Here is an 18,700-nt window from a genome sequence, read left to right on the forward strand (position 1 = left end):
CCATGGGTCTTGACTCGGAAGATCGCAAACTCAGCGGATCGGACGTTCCAACTCTGCTGCGAAGTCGACATCTTCGTGCTGATGCCGCCGGAACAGGAAGAGGAAAACGATCCAGCCGACAAGCGCGACCAGAATGAAGCTGACCCCGCGATAGACGAAGGCGGCTGCGACGGCCTGAGAGGCAGGCAGAGCAGCAGCCGAGGTCAGCGTCGCGATCAAGGTCGCGTCCACGTAGACGAGGCCACCCGGCGCGAACGGCACAGTCCCGACCGCCTTGCCGATCGCGAACGTGATGAGCAAACCGGCGAGCGTCGGATCCGCGCCGATGGCATAACAGGCGAACGCCAGACAGGCGACGTCGCCACCACGGTGCAGGACCGCCCAGACGATCGAGAGCCCCCCGTCACGGACGCCGAGCTTGACCGACTCGATTTGATCGATCACTTCGCGAACGCGGTCCATCCCGACGTCCAACCGTTGCTTGCGAATCCGGTTGTACTTACCGACCACCCAGCCGACCGCGCGCTCGAGACTGTCCGGATGCGTCGAGGCGTACTGACCCGCATAGATCAGCGCAACCATGCCGCCGATCGAAATGATCAGCGTGAACGGACTCACCGAGCCACCGACCGCGATCGCGCCGGCAAGACCGATGAGCGCGAGACCGGAGGCCGCGATGACGCCGGATATCGCGAGTTGCCAGGACGCGACGATCGGACTTGCACCCCACCGACGGGTCTCGCGATAGGTGAACGCCGTCGAGAAGACCTGACCTGCGGGCAGCGTCACCGACATCGCGGTGCTTGCATAGATGACGGCAACCGATTTACGTTGACTGACCCGAACGCCACCGGCCTGCAGCAGTTGGCGTTGCAATGCACCGAAGCCGCTCAGCGACACCGCCTGCGCCGCGATACACGCGCTCAACCAGCCCCAATGGATCTCACTCAGGCTCTTCCACGATTCGTGCAACCGTGGCCACAAATAGATGGCTTCGCCGGTCAACAAAGCAAGCAATGCGATTCCGGCAACCCACTTGACCCACCGAAATCTGCCCCGCTTCGGCGCGGGCTCGGCATCAGGCGCGTCAGGTCCGGGCTGTGCCACACCTTTAGAGTAGCGAACGAGGTACTTCGATCTAGCTGCGAAGTACAGGAGACGCCAAGTGTGTCCTCCTGCGACGACCACGCAATTGCACTTCTTCGCCGAGTTCCCAGTTGCTCTGCTCGTCCTCGTCCGCGAAGTACAGTGCGCTGCTCGACGCAAGAACACGCGCCGGTTGGAGCTTCGCCAGCTCTGTCAATCGCGACGCCTCGTTGACCGGATCGCCGATCACCGTGTACTCGAACCGATTTGCGGCGCCGATGTTTCCGGCGACGGCAAGTCCGGCGGAGACGCCGATACCGATGTCGAGTCCGACGACTTTGCTGAGCTCTATCCGCATATCTCGGGCGGCCGCAAGAGCAGCGGTCGGCGCGTCCGGACGATCGAGTGGCGCACCGAAAATCGCAAGCGCGGCATCACCCATGAACTTGTTGACGAAGCCGTGATGCCGGTCGACCACCTCGACGACGATCCGGAAGAACTCGTTGAGCAAGCTGACGACCTCGGTGGGGGGTCGCTCCGCCGCCGTCGCCGTCGACCCGACCATGTCGACGAAAAGCACAGCGACGAAACGGGTCTCACCACCGAGTTCGGTACCGAACTGCAGCGCACGCCGCGCTACGTCCTCGCCGACATGCTGGCCGAACAACTCCTGCAGGACCCTGCGCTCGGACGCTTCCTCCATCATCCTGTTGAACCCGACCTGCAGCCGGCCGATCTCGCTACCGTCGAACACCTCGACCGAAACGTCCGGCTCGCCCTCCTGCACCTTGTCGATGGCCCTGGTGAGTTGGCGGATGGGATCGGAAATGCTGCCGCTGGTCAGCATCGACAGCGCGAACGCCTGCACGATCACCACGATGGTCAGCAGCAGCACGGCGACAGCGAGCGAGTTCGACGAGTATTCGAGGTCCGTCGAAATCTGCGTGACGCACAGCAACACGATCGCGATCGAGGGCGCGAGTGTGCCGAGCCCCCAGGTCATCGCCATCCGGGTACCGATGCCGGGAGTGAGAGTGCGGTCGAAACTGCCTTCGCTCAACGCTTTTGCCGCAACCGGGCGCAGGATGCGCTCGCCGAGCATGTAGGAGAAGCCGAACACGATGACCGCACCCATGATGTAGGTCATGATCACGGCTGCCGACAACTCAGGCGCACTCGGAATCGCGAGGATCGCGAATGCGGTGCCGCCGAAGATCCACAGGATCAAATGCACTATCGCCTGCCGAAGCGGTGCGTGCAGCGCGGCCATTTGTTCGCGCCGACTCGGCGGACCACCCCGCAACTGCCATCGCACGACCGGGCTGAGCATAAACGCCGACGACCCCAAACTCACGAGCGCGCCGACACCGAGCAGGGCGGCGATGATGGTCGCGCTACGCCTGCGATCCGAGATCACCGCCGACGATTGGGGAACAGGGAGGCCGTGCTGAATGAAGGCGTAGACCAGCAGTACTCCGAAGCCGTTTGCCAAGGCCATCGAGACGACATAGAGCGGCCAGCGAGTATGCATCGTCTGTTTGACCGCTTCGAGTGGCGCTGACACGGAACCAATTTAGCGTTCCCGGTGTGCGTACCGCCCGGTGATGGTCTTTCCCGATAGGCTCGGCGCAATGAATGCCCAGGTACCCGCGTCAGAACCGGCTCCGAAATCGCATGCGGATTCGGTGCATCCGCTGGTTCGGGTAGGCGCCGAATGGACGTGGCGGCTGCTCGTTCTGTTCGCGGGACTCCTTGCGATCGGCTACATCGTCCAAGAGCTCGCGACGGTGATGATTCCACTTGCGATCGCGCTTCTCGGGGCCGCGATGCTCGCACCGATGGTCAATTGGATGCAACGACAAGGGGTTCCGAGGTCCGCGGCCGTCGTCGTCGCCATCGTCGGCTCGATCAGTGTGCTCGCAGGCATTCTGACCTTCGTGGTCGAGCAGTTCATCGAAGGTCTGCCCCAGTTGGTCAGCCAATTCTCGACGAGCATCGAGCAGGTCCAGAATTGGCTCACCGATGGTCCCCTGCACTTCAGTGAAGACCAGATCCGCAGCGGCGGCGATTCACTGCGCCAAGCGCTGGAATCGAATCAGGATTCGCTCACGAGCGGCGCACTGACGACCGCGGCCGTCATCGGTGAAATCCTGACGGGTTCGTTGCTCGCATTGTTCATCCTGATCTTCTTCCTCTACGGCGGCGAACAGATCTGGGACTTCCTAACGCGAATCGTGCCGACCGACTCGCGTCGCCGGGTGCGGGTCGCCGGTCGGCAGGGCTTCGGTTCCCTCGTCGGCTTCGTACGCGCGACGGTCGCTGTGGCTGCGGTCGATGCGATCGGTATCGGCGCGGGACTGGCAATACTCGGTGTGCCCCTTGCGCTGCCGTTGGCGTCACTTGTGTTCATCGGCGCCTTCGTTCCGATCATCGGCGCCTTCGTCGCCGGTTTCGTCGCCGTCTTCATCGCGCTCGTGACCAAGGGTCTACTCACCGCTCTGATCACGTTCGGCATCATCGTCGCGGTGATGCAGTTGGAAGGCCATGTGCTGCAGCCGCTTCTGTTAGGTCGGGCAGTACGGGTGCATCCGCTGGCCGTTGTTCTTGCGATCACCGCGGGCCTCGTCGTTGCGGGCATCGCAGGCGCGTTGTTCGCCGTTCCGCTCGTCGCCTTCTTGAACACCGCCATCAGGTCGCTGCTCGTCGACGAGCCCGACGAGGTTTTCGAGGAGCAGACTGCCGACATGGTGACCGGTCCATCGTTCGCTGCGACACCCGACGAGCCTGATAAACCCGATAAACCCGATGAACCAGCAGGGTAGAGGTGAGCGCAGGCTGCACCGCGGGCGTGAGCGCCGCAGGCTGAACCTGCGCGCCGTTACGGGCGTCGAGGCGGATCCCGTTGCGCCGCTCTGGCGAGCGTCACAAGCGTTCCGGCTGATCACTTTGGTCTACGCGGCGTCCTACCAGTTCACCGTTATCGACAACTACACGAATCAGCGTCTCGCCTGGTTCTTCTTCGCGTTGATGGCTGTGTGGACCGGGATGTCGGCGTTGGCACTGACTGTCAATTCGCTACCCCGCTGGTGGATCGTGGCCGCAGACCAGTTGGTCGTCGCGGGGCTGATGCTCGCGACCAAGCTTGTCGCCGATCACGACTGGTACACAACCAAGCAGACTTTGCCGACGACGCTGTGGGCTGCCAACGCCGTGCTGTCGGCTGCCATTCTCTGCGGACCGTGGATCGGCGTCGTATCGGGACTTGGCATCGCCTTGGTAAGTCTCTATGTGCAGGAACGCATCACACTCGATCTTGGCGGCGACGCGACGGTACCGATGCTGGTCTCGACAGGGCTGGCGATCGGGCTGGCGTCGAGTGCGGCGACCCGCGCACACGGGCAGCTCGAGCGCGCTGTCCGGCTCGCCGCAGCAACCGAGGAACGCGAGCGACTTGCTCGTGAAGTACACGACGGGGTGCTGCAGGTGCTCGCCTACGTGCAGCGGCGGGGCGCTGAAATAGGCGGTCCGGCAGTCGAACTCGCTGCCAAGGCCGGTGAACAGGAAGTCGCCCTCAGGATGTTGATCTCGGAGCAGGGCGCCGGTGCGGAGTCCGATGCAGGCGGCGGCGCCATCGATCTGTGCCCGCTGTTGCGATCGCAAGCGCGGCCTCTCGTTGCGGTGTCCACTCCTGCCGATCCGGTGTTGGTCGGACGGTTCATCGGCACGGAACTCGCCGCCGCCGTGGCGACGGCACTGTCCAACACCGAACTCCATGCCGGCGCGGGCGCGAAAGCGTATGTGTTGCTGGAGGATATGGGCACCGAGATCATCCTCAGCGTTCGCGACGACGGCAGTGGTATCGCTGCCGGTCGGCTGGCGGAGGCCGAAGCCGAAGGGCGGCTCGGTGTTTCGAAATCGATCTGCGGACGCGTCGAAGCGCTCGGTGGCACCGCCACACTGGTGACCGAGCCCGGCGGCGGGACAGAATGGGAATTCACGGTGCCCCGCGATACAACGGACATCGGCAAACATCGTTAGCGGAAGGGGAGACACACGTGACCGAAGCGGATCAGGTGTCTGTGATGGTTGTCGACGATCATCCGATGTGGCGCGACGGAGTGTCCCGTGACCTGGAGGCCGCGGGTTTCACGGTGGTCGCGACAGCAGACGGCGTCGGCACAGCAAGCCGCCGAGCGGCTGCCGTGCAACCCGACGTCGTGCTTATGGATATGCAGCTCATCGACGGCAACGGTGCGGAGGCAACCGCGAAGGTGCTCGACGTGTCGCCGAACAGTCGGGTCCTTGTGCTGTCTGCGTCCGCCGAGCGGGAGGACGTGCTCGATGCGATCAAAGCCGGCGCATCGGGCTATCTCGTGAAGAGTGCGTCGGCCACGGAGCTGATCGACGCCGTTCGCGCAACCGCGGCAGGTCAACCGGTGTTCACTCCAGGGCTGGCAGGTCTGGTGCTCGGGGAGTATCGACGGATGGCGACGGCACCGGCCGACGAGCGCGCACCCGAGGTTCCCGCGCTGACCGAACGGGAGACGGAGGTGCTCCGGATGGTCGCAAAAGGCCTGAGTGCGAAGCAGATTGCGACGAGGTTGACGTTGAGTCACCGCACCGTCGAAAACCACGTACAGGCGACGTTACGCAAGCTGCAGCTCGCCAACCGAGTCGAGCTGACGCGCTACGCAATCGAGCAAGGTCTCGAATAACACCTATTCTGGATTTATGGACGCAAGAGACTTGCGGGTATCGGACGCCGAACGCGAACACGTCGGGCGGATACTGCAGAGCGCGGTGGGGCAGGGCATGCTTTCGCTCGGCGAATTCACCGAACGAATGGACACCGCGCTTGCGGCGAAAACGCGCGCCGAGCTCAACATAGTGCTGGTCGATCTGCCTGGAGTGCGCCTGGTCGGTGCAGAGACAGCCAACCGTGGGTACACGGCTCCGCAACCGACCTCGGGTCCGCAGCAGCAGCACCCCACGGTCGCACCTGGTGAACGCGACGTCGTCCGCGGCAGAATGTCGGGACTTTCGCGCAAAGGACCGTGGCACGTGCCGGCGACCCTGTTCGTCAGCACCAAGATGTCGAGCGTGACCCTCGACTTCACCGAAGCAGTCGTCTCGACGCAGGTCGTCGAGGTCGTCGTCGACGATTTCGCCAGTAGCGTCTCCCTGATCGTTCCGCCCAACGCGACGGTGGACATGAACGGGCTCGACCTCGTCGGCGCGAGCGCGAACAACAAGGTGCGAACCGGTCCGCCGGTCGGCGCGCTGCACCTCGTCGTCCGGGGCCGAATGCGCTTCGGCTCGGTGACCGCCAAGCATCCCTTCGGCACCGGCTGGCGACGCCTGCTCGGTCAGATGGACTGATTACCCGCAGATCAGGGTCCAATTCCCTACCCGGGCTGAGTAGGGATACTCATCTGCTAGAGCGGTCGATGGACGAGTCTTGTGTCATGACATCACCTCGGTCGCCTTTCGTCGATCCGCAACTAGTCACGCGGCTCTCCGACGATTTCGCATCCCTCGGCGCGCAACTCGGCCACGTCGGCCGAAATCTCGCGATACTGCGGACGCAGTTGGACGCGGCAGTAGCGCCGCCGCAGCCCGCGCCGCCGCAGCCCGCACCGCCGCAGCACGCACCGCCGCAGCCCGCACCGCCGCAGCCCGCACCGCAAGTAGCGCCTCAGCCCGTGCAACCGCAATACCGGCCGCCGCAACCACCGCCGCAGTACCGCCCGCCACAGCCGCCGCCACAGTATTGGTCACCCGCGCCGCAGCAGGCAAGGCCCCGTCCACAGCTCCCGCCGCGTACGCCGTGGTGGCAGCGCGACGGCGTGATCAGCAAGTTGCTCGCCGTCGCGGGTGCAGGCGTCACGCTGATCGGTGTGGTCATGTTGCTTGTGATCGCCGCGCAGGCGGGCTTCTTCGGACCGGTCGCTCGTGTCACAGCGGGAGCGGCGCTGTCCATCGTGCTGGTCGGAATCGGCGCGCGTGTCTTCGGGCGAACCGGCGGCCGGGTCGGCGGAATCGCCTTGGCCGCAACGGGTATCGCAGGTGCGTACCTCGACGTGATGGCGGTGACCTCGATCTACGGTTGGCTCGTTCCGCCGCTCGGGCTGCTCGTCGCGCTCGGGGTCGGGGCCTTCGGTGTTGCGCTTGCGGCCAAATGGCAGTCGCAGTCGTTGGCGCTGCTCGTCGTCGTCGGCGTTGCCGTGCTTGCGCCGATCGTCACCGACGGGATCACACTTGTGCTCATCGGCTTCCTCGTCGTCATCCAGATCGCTTGCTACCCAGTGCAATTGGTTCGTCCGTGGCCCTATCTCGAAGCAGCACGCACCATCCCGGTGGTACTCGCCCTGCTGCTCGCCATCGCGCTGAGCGTCGTCGACTCCGATTCGAGCAACGAGTACTGGCTGCTCGCGTCTAGCATCGTCGTCGCACTGGTCGGCATCGCAGCAGTCGTCCCCTACGGTCGCCGTCGCGTCGACGTGCTCGGTAGCGCGATGTTCGCAACAGCCGCACTGCCGCTGCTGTTCACGAGCGCGCTGTTCGAGCGTCCCATCGTTGTCGCGATCGAAGCGCCGTTCGCCGCTGTGCTGCTGCTCATCGCTGCGCTGCCGATGTTCGCCGCGCACACCAGGATTGCTGCTGTCACGGTCGCCGTACTTGCCCTGCTGCAGACCACGTTCGCTGCAACCGATCGCAACACGCTCGCGATCGCACTCCTTGTCGTTGCCGCCGGATTCATCGCAGCATCGGATCGGCTGCGGTCGAAGGTCGCCTACGGGATCGGCTTCGGCTTCACCGTCGTCGCCGGGTTCGCCTACCTCGCACAGGCCTCACCCGACAGCGTCGCGTCGGCGAGCCGTGCGGTCGAAAATCTGGGCAGCTCGGTTGTCCTCGCGGGCGCCGCCGCCATTGCAGTGCTGGTCTTGCTGGTGTGGGTTGGACAACGTTCCGGCATCGTGGCGAAGTCCACTGTCGAGCCGCTGACGTTCCTGGCCGGGCTCGCCGGTCTCTATGCGATGACCACAGCAACCGTCGCAGCCGGCGTCGCGATAGCAGGCAGGGACGGGTTCATCGGCGGACACTGCGTCGCAACGATCACGTGGATGATCGTCGCAACACTCGTCCTGATGCGCGGACTGCGGGTTCGCAGCAACGCACACCTCACGCTGCTGTGCGGGCTTGCGCTGTGCGCTGCCGCGATTGCGAAGCTGTTCCTCTTCGACCTGGCAACCCTCGACGGCCTGTTCCGAGTCTCGGCCTTCATTGCGGTCGGGCTGCTACTGCTGGTCGCAGGCACCAAGTACGCACGGGCCTTCGCGGAGCGTGAAAGCGCTGCCGAACTGGCCGAGCAACAGGCTAGTGACGGTTCTCCCGCTCCAGCAGCTCGCTGACGCTGACGGCTGGATGGTCGGCACTGCGACGGTGCCGACCAGTGTCGTCGTCGAGGTCGTCGCTCGGAGGATCCGTCGCAGGCGGGGTGCTAGCGCCGTTGTCGCCCATGGTCGCGGGCGGTCGCTGTGGCCGATCCGACGTCGGTCCAGCCGACCCCGATTGCGTCGGACGCGGTGTGGAACCACGCAGGTCGGCGAGCCAACTCTCGATTCCGCTCGAATTGCGGTCCGGGGGTGGTGGTGTCGGCTTCTGCACGCGGGGCTGTGGCCGCACCGCACGGACCGGCGGCGTCGCCGAGATCCGCGGAAGCGGTTCGGTAAGCGGCTCCGGAGCCGCAGCTTGATGATGATGCGTCGCGCGCCCGACAGGATGTGGGACCGCAGCGGGACCGACGTCGGGTACATCGTGGGGAATGTTCTGCTCGTGCAGCAGCGGTTCGCCGAGGCCGAGCTTCTCCTGAATGCGTTTCATCCATGCAGGAGCCCACCAGCAGTCGTCACCGAGCAGCTTCATGGTCGCTGGGACAAGGAACATCCGGATCAGGGTGGCGTCGATGATCAGCGCCGCGATCATGCCGTAGGCGATGTACTGCATCATCACCAGATCGGAGAAGCCGAACGCGCCGGTGACGACGATCAGGATCAACGCGGCGGCCGTGATGATTCGGCCCGTGTGCGCGGTACCGATGCGGACCGCCTCGGTTGTACTCGCTCCCATCGCGCGCGCTTCGACCATCCGCGAGAGCAGGAACACTTCGTAGTCCGTCGACAGGCCGTAAATGACGGCGATGATCAGCACAAGGACTGGCGAACTCACCGGCCCCGGCGTGAAGTTCAAGATTCCTGAGCCATGACCGTCGACGAAGATCCAGGTCAGAATGCCGAGTGTCGACCCGAGACCGAGCGCGCTCATCAACGCGGCCTTGATCGGCAACACCAACGATCCGAACGTCAAGAACATCAACAGGGTCGTCGACAAAACGACAAGGATGATCATCAGTGGCATTCGATCGAGCAGCGCGGTGACACTGTCCGCCTCGATCGCCGGGGTGCCGGTCACACCGACCTTCACGCCGTCGGGAACGTCCATGCTCCGGAGATAGTCGATCGCAGGCGTTGCGACGTTGCGATCCTTGAGCCCGGCTTCGGACCTGAAGACGTTGTCCTTGGTCGGCGACAGCGGATTGAGCGTGAACTTCTGCACCAACCCCGGCGCATTGCTGGCCTCTTTGAGAATGTCCGAAACCTGAGTGCTGTTCGCGCCGGTGATGACCAGTTTGATCGGCTCGGTACGCAGGTTGGGGAACAGTGAGTCGAACTCCTGCTGCGCGACGCGTGTCGCGTTGTCCGGTGGCAGATACTTTTCGCTGATGCCGCCGAACTTGATGGCATTCACCGGGATGATCAGCAGCAGCAGGCCGATGACGATCGGGATCGCGACCTTCAGCGGGTGCTTCATCACGAACCGGGTGAGGCGTCCCCAGAAACTCGCCTCGACCTCTTCGGCCGTCTTCGTTTTGCGGAAACGCTTGAGGCCGAACGCGTCTACTCGGGGCCCGAGGATGCCGAGGATGCCGGGTAGGACCGTGATTGCGGCAAGCGCAGCCAAGCTGACGGTGGCGATGGCACCGTAGGCGACGGACTTCAGGAAGCCCTGCGGGAACAGCAGCAGACCCGCAAGGCTGGCGACGATCATCGTCGCGGAGAACACAACTGTTCGCCCTGCCGTCATCACCGACCGTCGGACGGCGTCCTCGGTGCTGTAACCCTCGGCTAGTTCCTCGCGAAAGCGGCTGACTATGAACAGTCCGTAGTCGATCGCCAGACCTAGTCCGATGAGCGAGACGACGGGCGAGACAAAGGCGTTGACCTCGGTGAACATCGTGATGACGCGGACGACGCCCCACGCACCGACAACGGTGAGGCCGCCGACGATCAACGGCAGCGCTGCCGCGATAACGCCGCCGAAGATGAAGAAGAGCAGGACACCGACAACAGGAATTGCGAGCAGTTCCATGCGGTGGATGTCGTTCTGCATCGTGTCGTTGATCGTTCCGAAGACCGGCTGCAAACCGGCGAGTTGGACGTCGACGCCGTCGATGTAGAAGTTGCTCTTGACCTTCTGGAAGTTCTGCGTCAGTTCGGTGTCGGTATCGCCGACGATGCCGATGCTGGCGACCGCATGCTGCTTCTCTTTGTCGGCCGCCGCCTGGTTGTTGATCGCACCTTCGACCGGGTAGTACGAGATGTTGACCTTGAGGATCTGGTCGGGATGGTCTTTGACCAGGCTGTTCAGATTGTTTTGGATGGCCTGTGCGAACTGCGGATCGTCGATCGTCTTGCCAGGCGGGGCAGTGTAGAGCGCGAGGACGTCGGAATTGTGATCACGTCCGTAGGTCTTGTCCAGAAGTTGGGCTGCCGCAACAGAATCCGACCCGGGATCGTCGAAACCGCTCTGACTCAGGTGATCTTCGAGACCGAGGCCGTAGGCGCCGAGCCCTAGCAGGCCCGCGACCATCAGACCGATGACGGTGTACCGAAGCTTGTAGACCAAGCGGCCCCAACCGGCGAACACTATGAAACTCCTGAACGTGACGCCAACAGAGCGGACAGCGGCCGGAACGGCTGCAGCCACGCGCCCTCGTCGGGTAGCGAATCGAGGCTTACGCGTGGAAGCGGCTCGCGGAATACGCCTGGGATGTCTTCGAGATCGATGAAGTCGAGGATGTCGGATGCGACAGCCCAGCTGGCATGCTCACGGAATCCGAGCACCTGCACGGGAACGCCGGTCGCGGCGATTGCTTCGAGCGGCTCGCGAAAAGCCTGGCCGTCGGCAGAGGCGACCATGATTCCGGCGAGACCGTTGTCGCGGGCGCGTAGTTCGATGTGGGCGAGCATGTCGGAGTCGACATCGGAATCTTCGTCGATCTTGGGTTTTGCGAAGACAGCGAAACCGACGTTGCGCAACGCCTCGACCCATGGCCGGACGACGTCGGCACTGCCGGTGGCGATGTTGGTGAAGACTGTTGCTTCCGGTTCGAGCGATGCGCTCTTACCGTTGGAAAGATCTGCTGTCCTGCCGAGCAGCCAGCGACCGAGGGCGTCGAACCTGGGTCGGTATGCGGCGGTGGGTCGGCCACCGAGGATCGCGCCGAGGCCCATGTCGAGGTTGGGAGCGTCCCAAACGAGCAGAACGCGTCGGACCGTGCGGTTGGTCCGGGGCAGTTCGCCCGGCAGGCCACCCTCTGCACCCAGGACATCTGCGACTCCAAGGACGGGGTCCGGCGGCGCTTCGCTGATGCTCATGACCTGATCTTCCCCCATATCAGCTCGGTGATGGAGCTTCCAACGCGATGAGCTTTGCTTTCGAACTTCGTCACAGGGCGCTCGTGCGTCATGGGTGAATCCCAATCGAGTGCGCTGAGATGGGGATCAGCATTGCCTACCGAGGCGATGTATTCGGCGTATTCCGCATGGTCGGTTGCGACATGGAGCACTCCGCCCGCCTGCAGCCTGTTCGCGATCAGTGCGACGGTCGGCGGTTGAAGCAGTCGTCGTTTGTGATGACGGGCCTTCGGCCAGGGATCGGGAAAGAAGACGCGAACGCCGGTCAGCGAATCGGGGGCGAGCATATTTTCGAGAACGTCGACGGCGTCGCCGCGGAGCAAACGGATGTTGGGGATGTCCTCGCGCTCGACCTGCTGGACGAGTTGCGCGAGCCCGGGCCGATAGACCTCGATGGCAATGAGGTTGACGTGGGGTTCTGCCCTCGCCATTGCCGCCGTCGCGGTGCCTGTGCCCGATCCGATTTCGATGATCAGCGGTGCTTCGCGACCGAACCAGGCAGCGACGTCGACAGGTTCGTCACCGACATCGCGGCCGATCTGCGGCCACATTCGGTTCCAACTCTGTTGCTGAGTCTCGGTCAGCGCGCCACGGCGCGACCGAAAACTGGTCACTCGAGGGTGCAGCCGTGAGCCCCGCGTCGCGATCTGTTCGGCGTCGTTCACTCGACCATTGTCACGCATAAACCGCTGCTGTGACACAAGGGTCTGAAGTTGTTATTGGGACGTTTCAGATCACAACGACATCTCCACCCATCTCACGCTGGGCAAAAGCGGCGTGGTCGGAGGCCGCAACAGCCAGCGGAAACGTTGTGACCTGCGTTGTCACGCTTACCCGTACTGCAGCCGTCACAGTGTCCGAAACGCTGCACAAAGCAGCGTCCGGGACGAGACCGACGGCCGATCCAGCCGTCGTCGTTGCTGTGATGTTCCTCCCAGCAATGCTGTTGCCGTCCAGGTAGAGCTCGCGAATGCACACATTTCCTCGACTTCTGGGAAGATTTCGCAGAACGCGGGTGCTTTGGGGGGAACGTTTTGTCTGGCTACAGATTGTCCGACCACGGGCCGTCGAACGACGCGCTCGATCGGCTCGTCGAGCGGGTCCGCCGCGTCGACGCCTCGGTCGCGGATCAACTCTCCGAGTCGGTCGCGCGGTATCAACGACCGCTGACAGTGCAGGTTGCCGGTCGTGCAGGCACGGGACGATCGAGCGTGATCCGAGCTCTGCTCGCCGGACGGGCAGAGCCGTTCGGGTTCGACCCCGCCGACACGGACCCGGTCGACAGCCCCGCGACACCCGACCCGACGCTGGACGGCGATCTGGTCCTCTACGTCCTTGCTGCCTCGTTGCATCCCGCCGATCGTGCCGCCGTCCGATCGATTCCGACCGGCCACGGCCTCGTCGTCTTGAACAAAGCAGATGCGGTCGGCGCGTCCTTGGCAACGGTGTTGGCACGTGCGAACGAATGCACCGATTCGCTCGGCATGCGAACACTTCCGCTCGTCGCAAACACCGCGGCGACCGCTGCGAGCAGTGCCGTCACACCAGCCGAACTCGCTCTGTTCAGAAACTGCGCAGACAACGATCCGACGCTGGTCGAGCGCTGGGGGTCGTTCGGAGTCGGCATCGCGATCGATGTACTGCGTCGGAACCCGCAAACGAGCGCGCGAACGCTGACGCAGATCCTCGCCGCTGCGAGTGGTGCGAGCGGTCTGCAGACGGCATTCGAGCGGCAACGTCGACAAGCGCAGGCGCTACGTGGGGTGAGGCTGATCGACGACCTCGAACGGCTCGCGACTCGTGCGCTCGAGGGTGCGGCTCGCGACGAGATCGAGCACTTTCTGCGATCCGACGGTGCCGCGCAGATCGGGCTCGTCGGAGCGTGGGCCTCGCCGGATATCGCGGCTGTTGTCGGTGAGCACGAACTCGTCGATCCCGTCGACGATGAGCAGGCCTTGCAGCTTGCCCGGTGGTGGCGTGGCTTCGCCGACGCCGGCGACACGCGCAGCGATCCGACCGGGGCAGGCAAGCGCGCAGCCTTGCGGATCCACCACGGTTACGTGCGGTCGTGGGCGAGAGCGGTGCGCGATGGCTGATCGAAGTTCGAACCTCGACGAACTCGTTCCCCCTGCCGTCGAAGCAGTGTTGCAACGCTGGCACCCCACAGGCGTCGATCAGCTCGTCGCGATCAGACATACCTCCGGAACAGACGGTCGCGTCGCAATCGTCGGAGACGTCGACGGTGTGTTGCACGACGAACTCGCCAAGGCAGACCCCGGATTACGGTTCGTCGATTCGCCCGAGGCGGCGTCGGTGCTCGTCGTTCGCTTCGACGCTGCCGCGCCGATCGGCCGGACCGAACTCGAACTCGTCACACGGTCGAGTGCCGCCGGGCAGCCGGTCGTGTTCGCGTTGACCGGAATCGACGCACACGCGGACTGGCGGATCGTTCGTGATCGCAACATCGAAATCCTGGGGGCACACACCGCACGCTTCGGCGATGCCCGAATCTGGCCGGTCGGTGGCGGATCGGCGCCGAACGATCTCGTGCGCGAGATCGGCGACGTGCTCCGAGCCGATCCCGCGTCGGCGCGTGCGATGCAACTACGGCACGCGAGTGCTGCCGTTGTCGTCGAGGCCAGACGTCGTATCGCCACGAAGGTTGCCGAACTGCGCGCATCAACGGAGTCGGCGGTGCTGCGGAACGAGCGAACCGCCCTCGTCGCACGTCGTGACGGTGGTCGTGTCGAGTCGATGGCGATACTGCGCAGCCAGATCCAGTTGGCGCGGCACGAACTGCTGCACGAGGTCGGCAATCGGGTGCGGTCGGTCAACGTCGGCGCGCGAACCGAGATCGAGCGCGCGGACCGCGGCGGGGTGACGGAATTTCCCGGGCGACTGGACGGGATCGTCTCCGCGGTTGTTGCGCAGACCGACGAGTCCGTGGTGGCCAGAGTCGGCGCTGTGCAGAGCGCAGTACTGAGCAGACTCGAACCGACAGACGTATCGGGAGACGCATCGGGCTACGGGCTGCGATTGCCACCCGCGCCCGACCTCGGTGCCGGACCCGAGCCTCGTCGGCACGGGATCGAAGACAGAATGATGGTCCTGATCGGCGCATCGGCTGGATTCGGGATAGGCAGGTTGGCCGTCGCGCCGCTGTCGATCGTCCCTGCTCTCGATATTGCGAGTATTCCGATCACGCTGCTGCTCGGCGGGTTCGCCGCCTGGTGGCTCACGAGGTCACGCAGCCTGGTTGCCGATCGTGCGCATCTGCGGCAGTGGACCGCCGACGTGCTTGTCACGCTCAAATCTGCACTCGAACAACGGGTCGTCGGTGCAGTCGTCGGCGCGGAAGCCGACCTCGCCGATCGTGTGGTGCGGGACAGTTCGGCGCGGCAGATCCTCATCGACCAGGAGGTTGCGCGGATCGACGCCGAAATACGGCAGCTCAACGCACGAACGACGGCACAACTCGCCTCGTGTGAGCGGGATCTCGACGTGCTGTCCAGTCCGATGGAACCGCGACGGGTCGGCGTGCGTCGAACAGTGTGAGCCGACTTTGGGAGCACACTGATGATCGCGTCGAACGAGTTTCCGGGCATTCCGGAGCTGACGGATGCGTCGACCCCGCTGGAGAACCTGGGCGCAGTCGAACTCGACACCCCGGGCCACGACATCGACGCCGACGGCACCCTCGATACGGAGACGTTTCGCACCGACGATGCCTTCGTTGTAGCGACCGATACCGATCTCGACGGATTCGCCGATCACCTCACCATCGTCGACACCGACGGGGACTTCGCTGCGTGGGAGTTTCACCACTCTGAAGACGGTGAGACGCATTGGAAACGCACTGATAACGGTAAACTGGGCGAATAATTTTCGCCGGTGCAAACCGGTCGGCGTGGCGTTGAAACAAAAGGTCGAGAATCGGACACGACCCGATTCTGTGGTTGGCGTAGCACACGTTAACCTCTAGGGCTAGGAACCCCGGCCCCCGTGCAGGACCGCTTCACGAAGTTTGTAAGAGCGGACGAAACGGGTAGCCCCCCGCCGACAGGGGGAAACTGGGGATGCGGTGCCAGCCAGCGCCGAAGCTCCGGTTCCGGCCCCACCTCAGGGAGAGTTTGATGACCTCAGCGACCATTCCAGGTGTCGACGGCCCAACGGGCGGAGCTTCAGCCCAGCCTCCTACTCAGCACAAAGAGCTGCTGGCGTGGGTCCAGGAGATCGCCGAGCTCACCCAACCCGCACGCGTCGTATTCGCAGATGGTTCCGAAGAAGAATGGGACCGGCTGACGGCCCAGCTCGTCGAGGCAGGCACCTTCAAGCAGCTCAATCCTGACAAGAAGCCGAACTCGTTCCTCGCGTTGTCGGATCCGACGGACGTCGCTCGTGTCGAGTCGCGCACCTACATCTGTTCGCGCACTCCCGAGGGCGCAGGCCCGACGAACAACTGGATCGATCCCACCGAGATGCGCGCGACCATGTCGGAGCTGTACCGCGGTTCGATGCGCGGTCGCACGATGTGGGTCGTCCCGTTCTGCATGGGCCCGCTCGGCGCGGAGGATCCGAAGCTCGGTGTCGAGATCACCGACTCCGAGTACGTGGTCGTCTCGATGAAGGTCATGACCCGCATGGGTGCTGCTGCACTCGAAAAGCTCGGCACGGACAAGCCGTTCGTCAAGGCATTGCACTCGGTCGGCGCACCTCTCGAAGACGGTCAGGCAGATGTGCCGTGGCCATGCAACTCGACGAAATACATCACTCACTTCCCGGAAGACCGCGAAATCTGGAGCTTCGGCTCGGGCTACGGCGGCAACGCGTTGCTCGGCAAGAAGTGCTACTCGCTGCGGATCGCGTCGGCTATGGCACACGACGAGGGCTGGCTCGCCGAGCACATGCTGATCCTCAAGCTGATCTCGCCCGAGAACAAGTCGTTCTACGTCGCGGCCGCGTTCCCGAGTGCGTGTGGCAAGACCAACCTCGCGATGATCCAGCCGACCGTTCCCGGCTGGCGTGCGGAGACCCTCGGCGACGACATCGCGTGGATGCGGTTCGGTGACGACGGCCAGCTCTACGCCGTCAACCCCGAGTTCGGTTTCTTCGGCGTTGCCCCCGGCACCAACTGGTCGTCGAATCCGAATGCGATGAAGACCGTCGAAGGTGGCAACACCGTCTACACCAACGTTGCTCTCACCGACGACGGCGACGTCTGGTGGGAAGGCCTCGAAGGCGACCCCGATCACCTGATCGACTGGAAGGGCCACGACTGGGATCGCGAGTCGGAAGAGAAGGCAGCGCACCCGAACTCGCGCTACTGCACCCCGATGTCGCAGTGCCCGACCTTGGCTCCCGAATGGGACGACCCGAAGGGTGTGCCGATCTCGGCAATTCTGTTCGGTGGACGCCGCAAGACGACGGTCCCGCTGGTGACCGAGTCGTTCGACTGGCAGCACGGTGTGTTCATGGGCGCGACGTTGTCGTCCGAGCAGACCGCCGCCGCAGAAGGCAAGGTCGGTACGGTCCGCCGCGACCCGATGGCGATGATTCCGTTCATCGGCTACAACGTCGGCGACTACCTCGGTCACTGGATCAACATCGGTAAGAACGCCGATGCCCAGAAGTTGCCGAAGATCTTCTACGTCAACTGGTTCCGCCGCGGTGCAGACGGTCGCTTCCTGTGGCCAGGATTCGGCGAGAACTCCCGCGTGCTGGAGTGGATCGTCGACCGCATCGAGGGTCGGGCAGATGCCGTCGCCACACCGATCGGCAACGTTCCGACCGCTGCGCAGATGGACCTCGCCGGCCTCGATGTCGATGCCAACGACGTCGACGAAGCACTGAAGGTCGACGTCGAAGAGTGGAAGAAGGAAATTCCGCTCATCGAAGAATGGTTCGAGTTCATCGGTGACAAACTGCCATCCGGTATTCGCGACGAGTTCGAGTCGCTGAAGGAGCGCCTCAGCGGCGAGCCCGCGTGAGCTGGGGTCTCGTACTCGCCGGTGGCGGGGTCACCGGATTGGCGTGGGAGGCCGGCGTCATCGTCGGCCTTGCCGACTCCGGTGTCGATCTGACCTCTGCTGACGTCGTTGTCGGCACCTCGGCAGGGTCGATCGTCGGATCACTCGTGCTCGGCGGGATCGCACCATCGGAATTGGCGGGACTCGTCGCCGACCCGGAGCGGTCACCGCTCGAGCTCAACGGCAAGTCGAAGAACGACGGCGACGGTGGCGTCAACGCGCAGGTGTTCATCCGGTGGATGTCGGTGAAAGAGTTCGACGAATCCTCGACGAGCGCGATCGCGCAGCTGTCACTCGGCTCGCGGACGATGACCGAAGCAGCGTGGGTCGAGGCGTTCACCGAAGAACTCGGCGAGCGCACCTGGGCACCGTCGCTTCGAATCGTGTCCGTCGATGTCGAGACCGGCCGACGCAAGTTGTGGTCCGCGGCGGACTCTGCGCCGCTTCCCTCCGTCGTCGCGTCCTCGTGCGCGGTTCCCGGTGTGTTCCCGGCCGTCGAGATCGACGGAACCAAGTACGTCGACGGTGGTCTCTGGTCACCGACGAGCGCGGATCTTCTGCTCGACGCAGGCTTGGACGCCGTCGTTGTCGTGTCGCCGCTCGGTGGCAGCGATCCGATGGGCGTTGCCTTCAACAGGTCGACCGATCGTGAGGTCGCCGAGTTGATCGAACGTGGCATCGACACCGAGGTGTTGCGACCGCAGACCCCCATCAGTCCGCTCAGCGCGTTCGACGATTCGCAACGAATCCCGGCGTTCGAAGCGGGAATCGTCGACGGTAAGGCTGCGGCGGAGCGCTTGGGTCGTGTGGTCGGCGTTGCCTGATTCGGAG

Annotated in this window: 16 protein-coding genes; 10 read left to right on the plus strand and 6 right to left on the minus strand. The window is 64.1% G+C overall.

The genetic code is table 11. The features are described 5' to 3' along the window. Positions 1-30: 30 nt before the first annotated feature. Positions 31-1,107: a lysylphosphatidylglycerol synthase transmembrane domain-containing protein gene (locus JGU71_RS10220; RefSeq protein WP_199703980.1), complete on the minus strand. Its 1,077-nt coding sequence runs from the start codon at positions 1,105-1,107 to the stop codon at positions 31-33. A gap of 31 nt (positions 1,108-1,138) precedes the next feature. Next, positions 1,139-2,617: an adenylate/guanylate cyclase domain-containing protein gene (locus tag JGU71_RS10225; RefSeq protein ID WP_233529097.1), complete on the minus strand. Its 1,479-nt coding sequence runs from the start codon at positions 2,615-2,617 to the stop codon at positions 1,139-1,141. 100 nt (positions 2,618-2,717) lie between these two features. Here JGU71_RS10225 and JGU71_RS10230 point away from each other — a divergent pair, with 100 nt between their 5' ends. From JGU71_RS10230 to JGU71_RS10250, 5 genes are all read left to right on the plus strand, one after another. Then, the gene (locus JGU71_RS10230; protein WP_199703981.1) at positions 2,718-3,908 is read left to right on the plus strand and encodes an AI-2E family transporter; all 1,191 of its coding nucleotides are present in this window, start codon (positions 2,718-2,720) and stop codon (positions 3,906-3,908) included. After that, the gene (macS, locus tag JGU71_RS10235; protein WP_199703982.1) at positions 3,892-5,124 is read left to right on the plus strand and encodes a MacS family sensor histidine kinase; all 1,233 of its coding nucleotides are present in this window, start codon (positions 3,892-3,894) and stop codon (positions 5,122-5,124) included. Before JGU71_RS10230 ends, macS begins: the two co-directional genes overlap by 17 nt. Positions 5,125-5,168: 44 nt before the next feature. After that, positions 5,169-5,801 (plus strand): response regulator, encoded by a 633-nt coding sequence (locus JGU71_RS10240; protein ID WP_233529098.1) that lies wholly within the window; start codon positions 5,169-5,171, stop codon positions 5,799-5,801. A 16-nt stretch (positions 5,802-5,817) separates the two neighbouring features. Further along, positions 5,818-6,465: a DUF1707 SHOCT-like domain-containing protein gene (locus JGU71_RS10245; RefSeq protein ID WP_199703984.1), complete on the plus strand. Its 648-nt coding sequence runs from the start codon at positions 5,818-5,820 to the stop codon at positions 6,463-6,465. Between the two features lie 86 nt (positions 6,466-6,551). Then, complete coding sequence (locus JGU71_RS10250; RefSeq protein ID WP_199703985.1) at positions 6,552-8,498, plus strand: DUF2339 domain-containing protein; 1,947 nt, start codon at positions 6,552-6,554, stop codon at positions 8,496-8,498. Here JGU71_RS10250 and JGU71_RS10255 read toward each other — a convergent pair. From JGU71_RS10255 to JGU71_RS10270, 4 genes are read right to left on the minus strand one after another with little or no spacing between them, the layout of a single operon-like run. Next, complete coding sequence (locus JGU71_RS10255; RefSeq protein WP_199703986.1) at positions 8,464-11,073, minus strand: MMPL family transporter; 2,610 nt, start codon at positions 11,071-11,073, stop codon at positions 8,464-8,466. The two genes, JGU71_RS10250 and JGU71_RS10255, sit on opposite strands and share 35 nt — an antisense overlap. Continuing rightward, positions 11,073-11,804, minus strand: coding sequence for an NYN domain-containing protein (locus tag JGU71_RS10260; RefSeq protein WP_199703987.1), 732 nt, complete (start codon positions 11,802-11,804; stop codon positions 11,073-11,075). Before JGU71_RS10260 ends, JGU71_RS10255 begins: the two co-directional genes overlap by 1 nt. Beyond that, a complete protein-coding gene (trmB, locus tag JGU71_RS10265) occupies positions 11,801-12,526 on the minus strand; it encodes a tRNA (guanosine(46)-N7)-methyltransferase TrmB (protein WP_199703988.1) in 726 nt (241 codons plus the stop codon). Before trmB ends, JGU71_RS10260 begins: the two co-directional genes overlap by 4 nt. A gap of 46 nt (positions 12,527-12,572) precedes the next feature. Beyond that, on the minus strand, positions 12,573-12,821 hold the full coding sequence (locus tag JGU71_RS10270; protein WP_199703989.1) for a hypothetical protein: 249 nt from the start codon (positions 12,819-12,821) through the stop codon (positions 12,573-12,575). A 56-nt stretch (positions 12,822-12,877) separates the two neighbouring features. Here JGU71_RS10270 and JGU71_RS10275 point away from each other — a divergent pair, with 56 nt between their 5' ends. The 5 genes from JGU71_RS10275 to JGU71_RS10295 all read left to right on the plus strand — a co-directional run bounded on the left by JGU71_RS10275 (position 12,878) and on the right by JGU71_RS10295 (position 18,693). Then, entirely contained in the window at positions 12,878-13,939 is a 1,062-nt protein-coding gene (locus tag JGU71_RS10275; RefSeq protein WP_199703990.1) for a hypothetical protein, read from the plus strand. Then, positions 13,932-15,398: a hypothetical protein gene (locus tag JGU71_RS10280; RefSeq protein WP_199703991.1), complete on the plus strand. Its 1,467-nt coding sequence runs from the start codon at positions 13,932-13,934 to the stop codon at positions 15,396-15,398. Before JGU71_RS10275 ends, JGU71_RS10280 begins: the two co-directional genes overlap by 8 nt. 21 nt (positions 15,399-15,419) lie before the next feature. Then, on the plus strand, positions 15,420-15,725 hold the full coding sequence (locus tag JGU71_RS10285; protein ID WP_199703992.1) for a DUF6802 family protein: 306 nt from the start codon (positions 15,420-15,422) through the stop codon (positions 15,723-15,725). Positions 15,726-15,976: 251 nt separating this feature from the next. Further along, positions 15,977-17,830: a phosphoenolpyruvate carboxykinase (GTP) gene (locus JGU71_RS10290; protein ID WP_199703993.1), complete on the plus strand. Its 1,854-nt coding sequence runs from the start codon at positions 15,977-15,979 to the stop codon at positions 17,828-17,830. Then, positions 17,827-18,693 carry a patatin-like phospholipase family protein gene (locus JGU71_RS10295; protein WP_199703994.1) on the plus strand — a complete coding sequence of 289 codons (867 nt, stop codon included), beginning with the start codon at positions 17,827-17,829 and terminating at the stop codon, positions 18,691-18,693. The genes JGU71_RS10290 and JGU71_RS10295 overlap by 4 nt, the downstream gene beginning before the upstream one ends. Positions 18,694-18,700 lie beyond the last annotated feature (7 nt).

The organism is Antrihabitans stalagmiti, assembly GCF_016482825.1.
Classification (GTDB): domain Bacteria; phylum Actinomycetota; class Actinomycetes; order Mycobacteriales; family Mycobacteriaceae; genus Antrihabitans; species Antrihabitans stalagmiti.

Bases quoted from the DNA above. Each gene is read 5' to 3' on its own strand.
- JGU71_RS10225 (WP_233529097.1), bottom strand. From the start codon at position 2,617: ATGCATACTCGCTGGCCGCTCTATGTCGTCTCGATGGCCTTGGCAAAC.
- JGU71_RS10230 (WP_199703981.1), top strand. From the start codon at position 2,718: ATGAATGCCCAGGTACCCGCGTCAGAACCGGCTCCGAAATCGCATGCG.
- macS (WP_199703982.1), top strand. From the start codon at position 3,892: ATGAACCAGCAGGGTAGAGGTGAGCGCAGGCTGCACCGCGGGCGTGAG.
- JGU71_RS10240 (WP_233529098.1), top strand. From the start codon at position 5,169: ATGGTTGTCGACGATCATCCGATGTGGCGCGACGGAGTGTCCCGTGAC.
- JGU71_RS10245 (WP_199703984.1), top strand. From the start codon at position 5,818: ATGGACGCAAGAGACTTGCGGGTATCGGACGCCGAACGCGAACACGTC.
- JGU71_RS10250 (WP_199703985.1), top strand. From the start codon at position 6,552: ATGACATCACCTCGGTCGCCTTTCGTCGATCCGCAACTAGTCACGCGG.
- JGU71_RS10260 (WP_199703987.1), bottom strand. From the start codon at position 11,804: ATGAGCATCAGCGAAGCGCCGCCGGACCCCGTCCTTGGAGTCGCAGAT.
- trmB (WP_199703988.1), bottom strand. From the start codon at position 12,526: ATGCGTGACAATGGTCGAGTGAACGACGCCGAACAGATCGCGACGCGG.
- JGU71_RS10280 (WP_199703991.1), top strand. From the start codon at position 13,932: ATGGCTGATCGAAGTTCGAACCTCGACGAACTCGTTCCCCCTGCCGTC.
- JGU71_RS10285 (WP_199703992.1), top strand. From the start codon at position 15,420: ATGATCGCGTCGAACGAGTTTCCGGGCATTCCGGAGCTGACGGATGCG.
- JGU71_RS10290 (WP_199703993.1), top strand. From the start codon at position 15,977: ATGACCTCAGCGACCATTCCAGGTGTCGACGGCCCAACGGGCGGAGCT.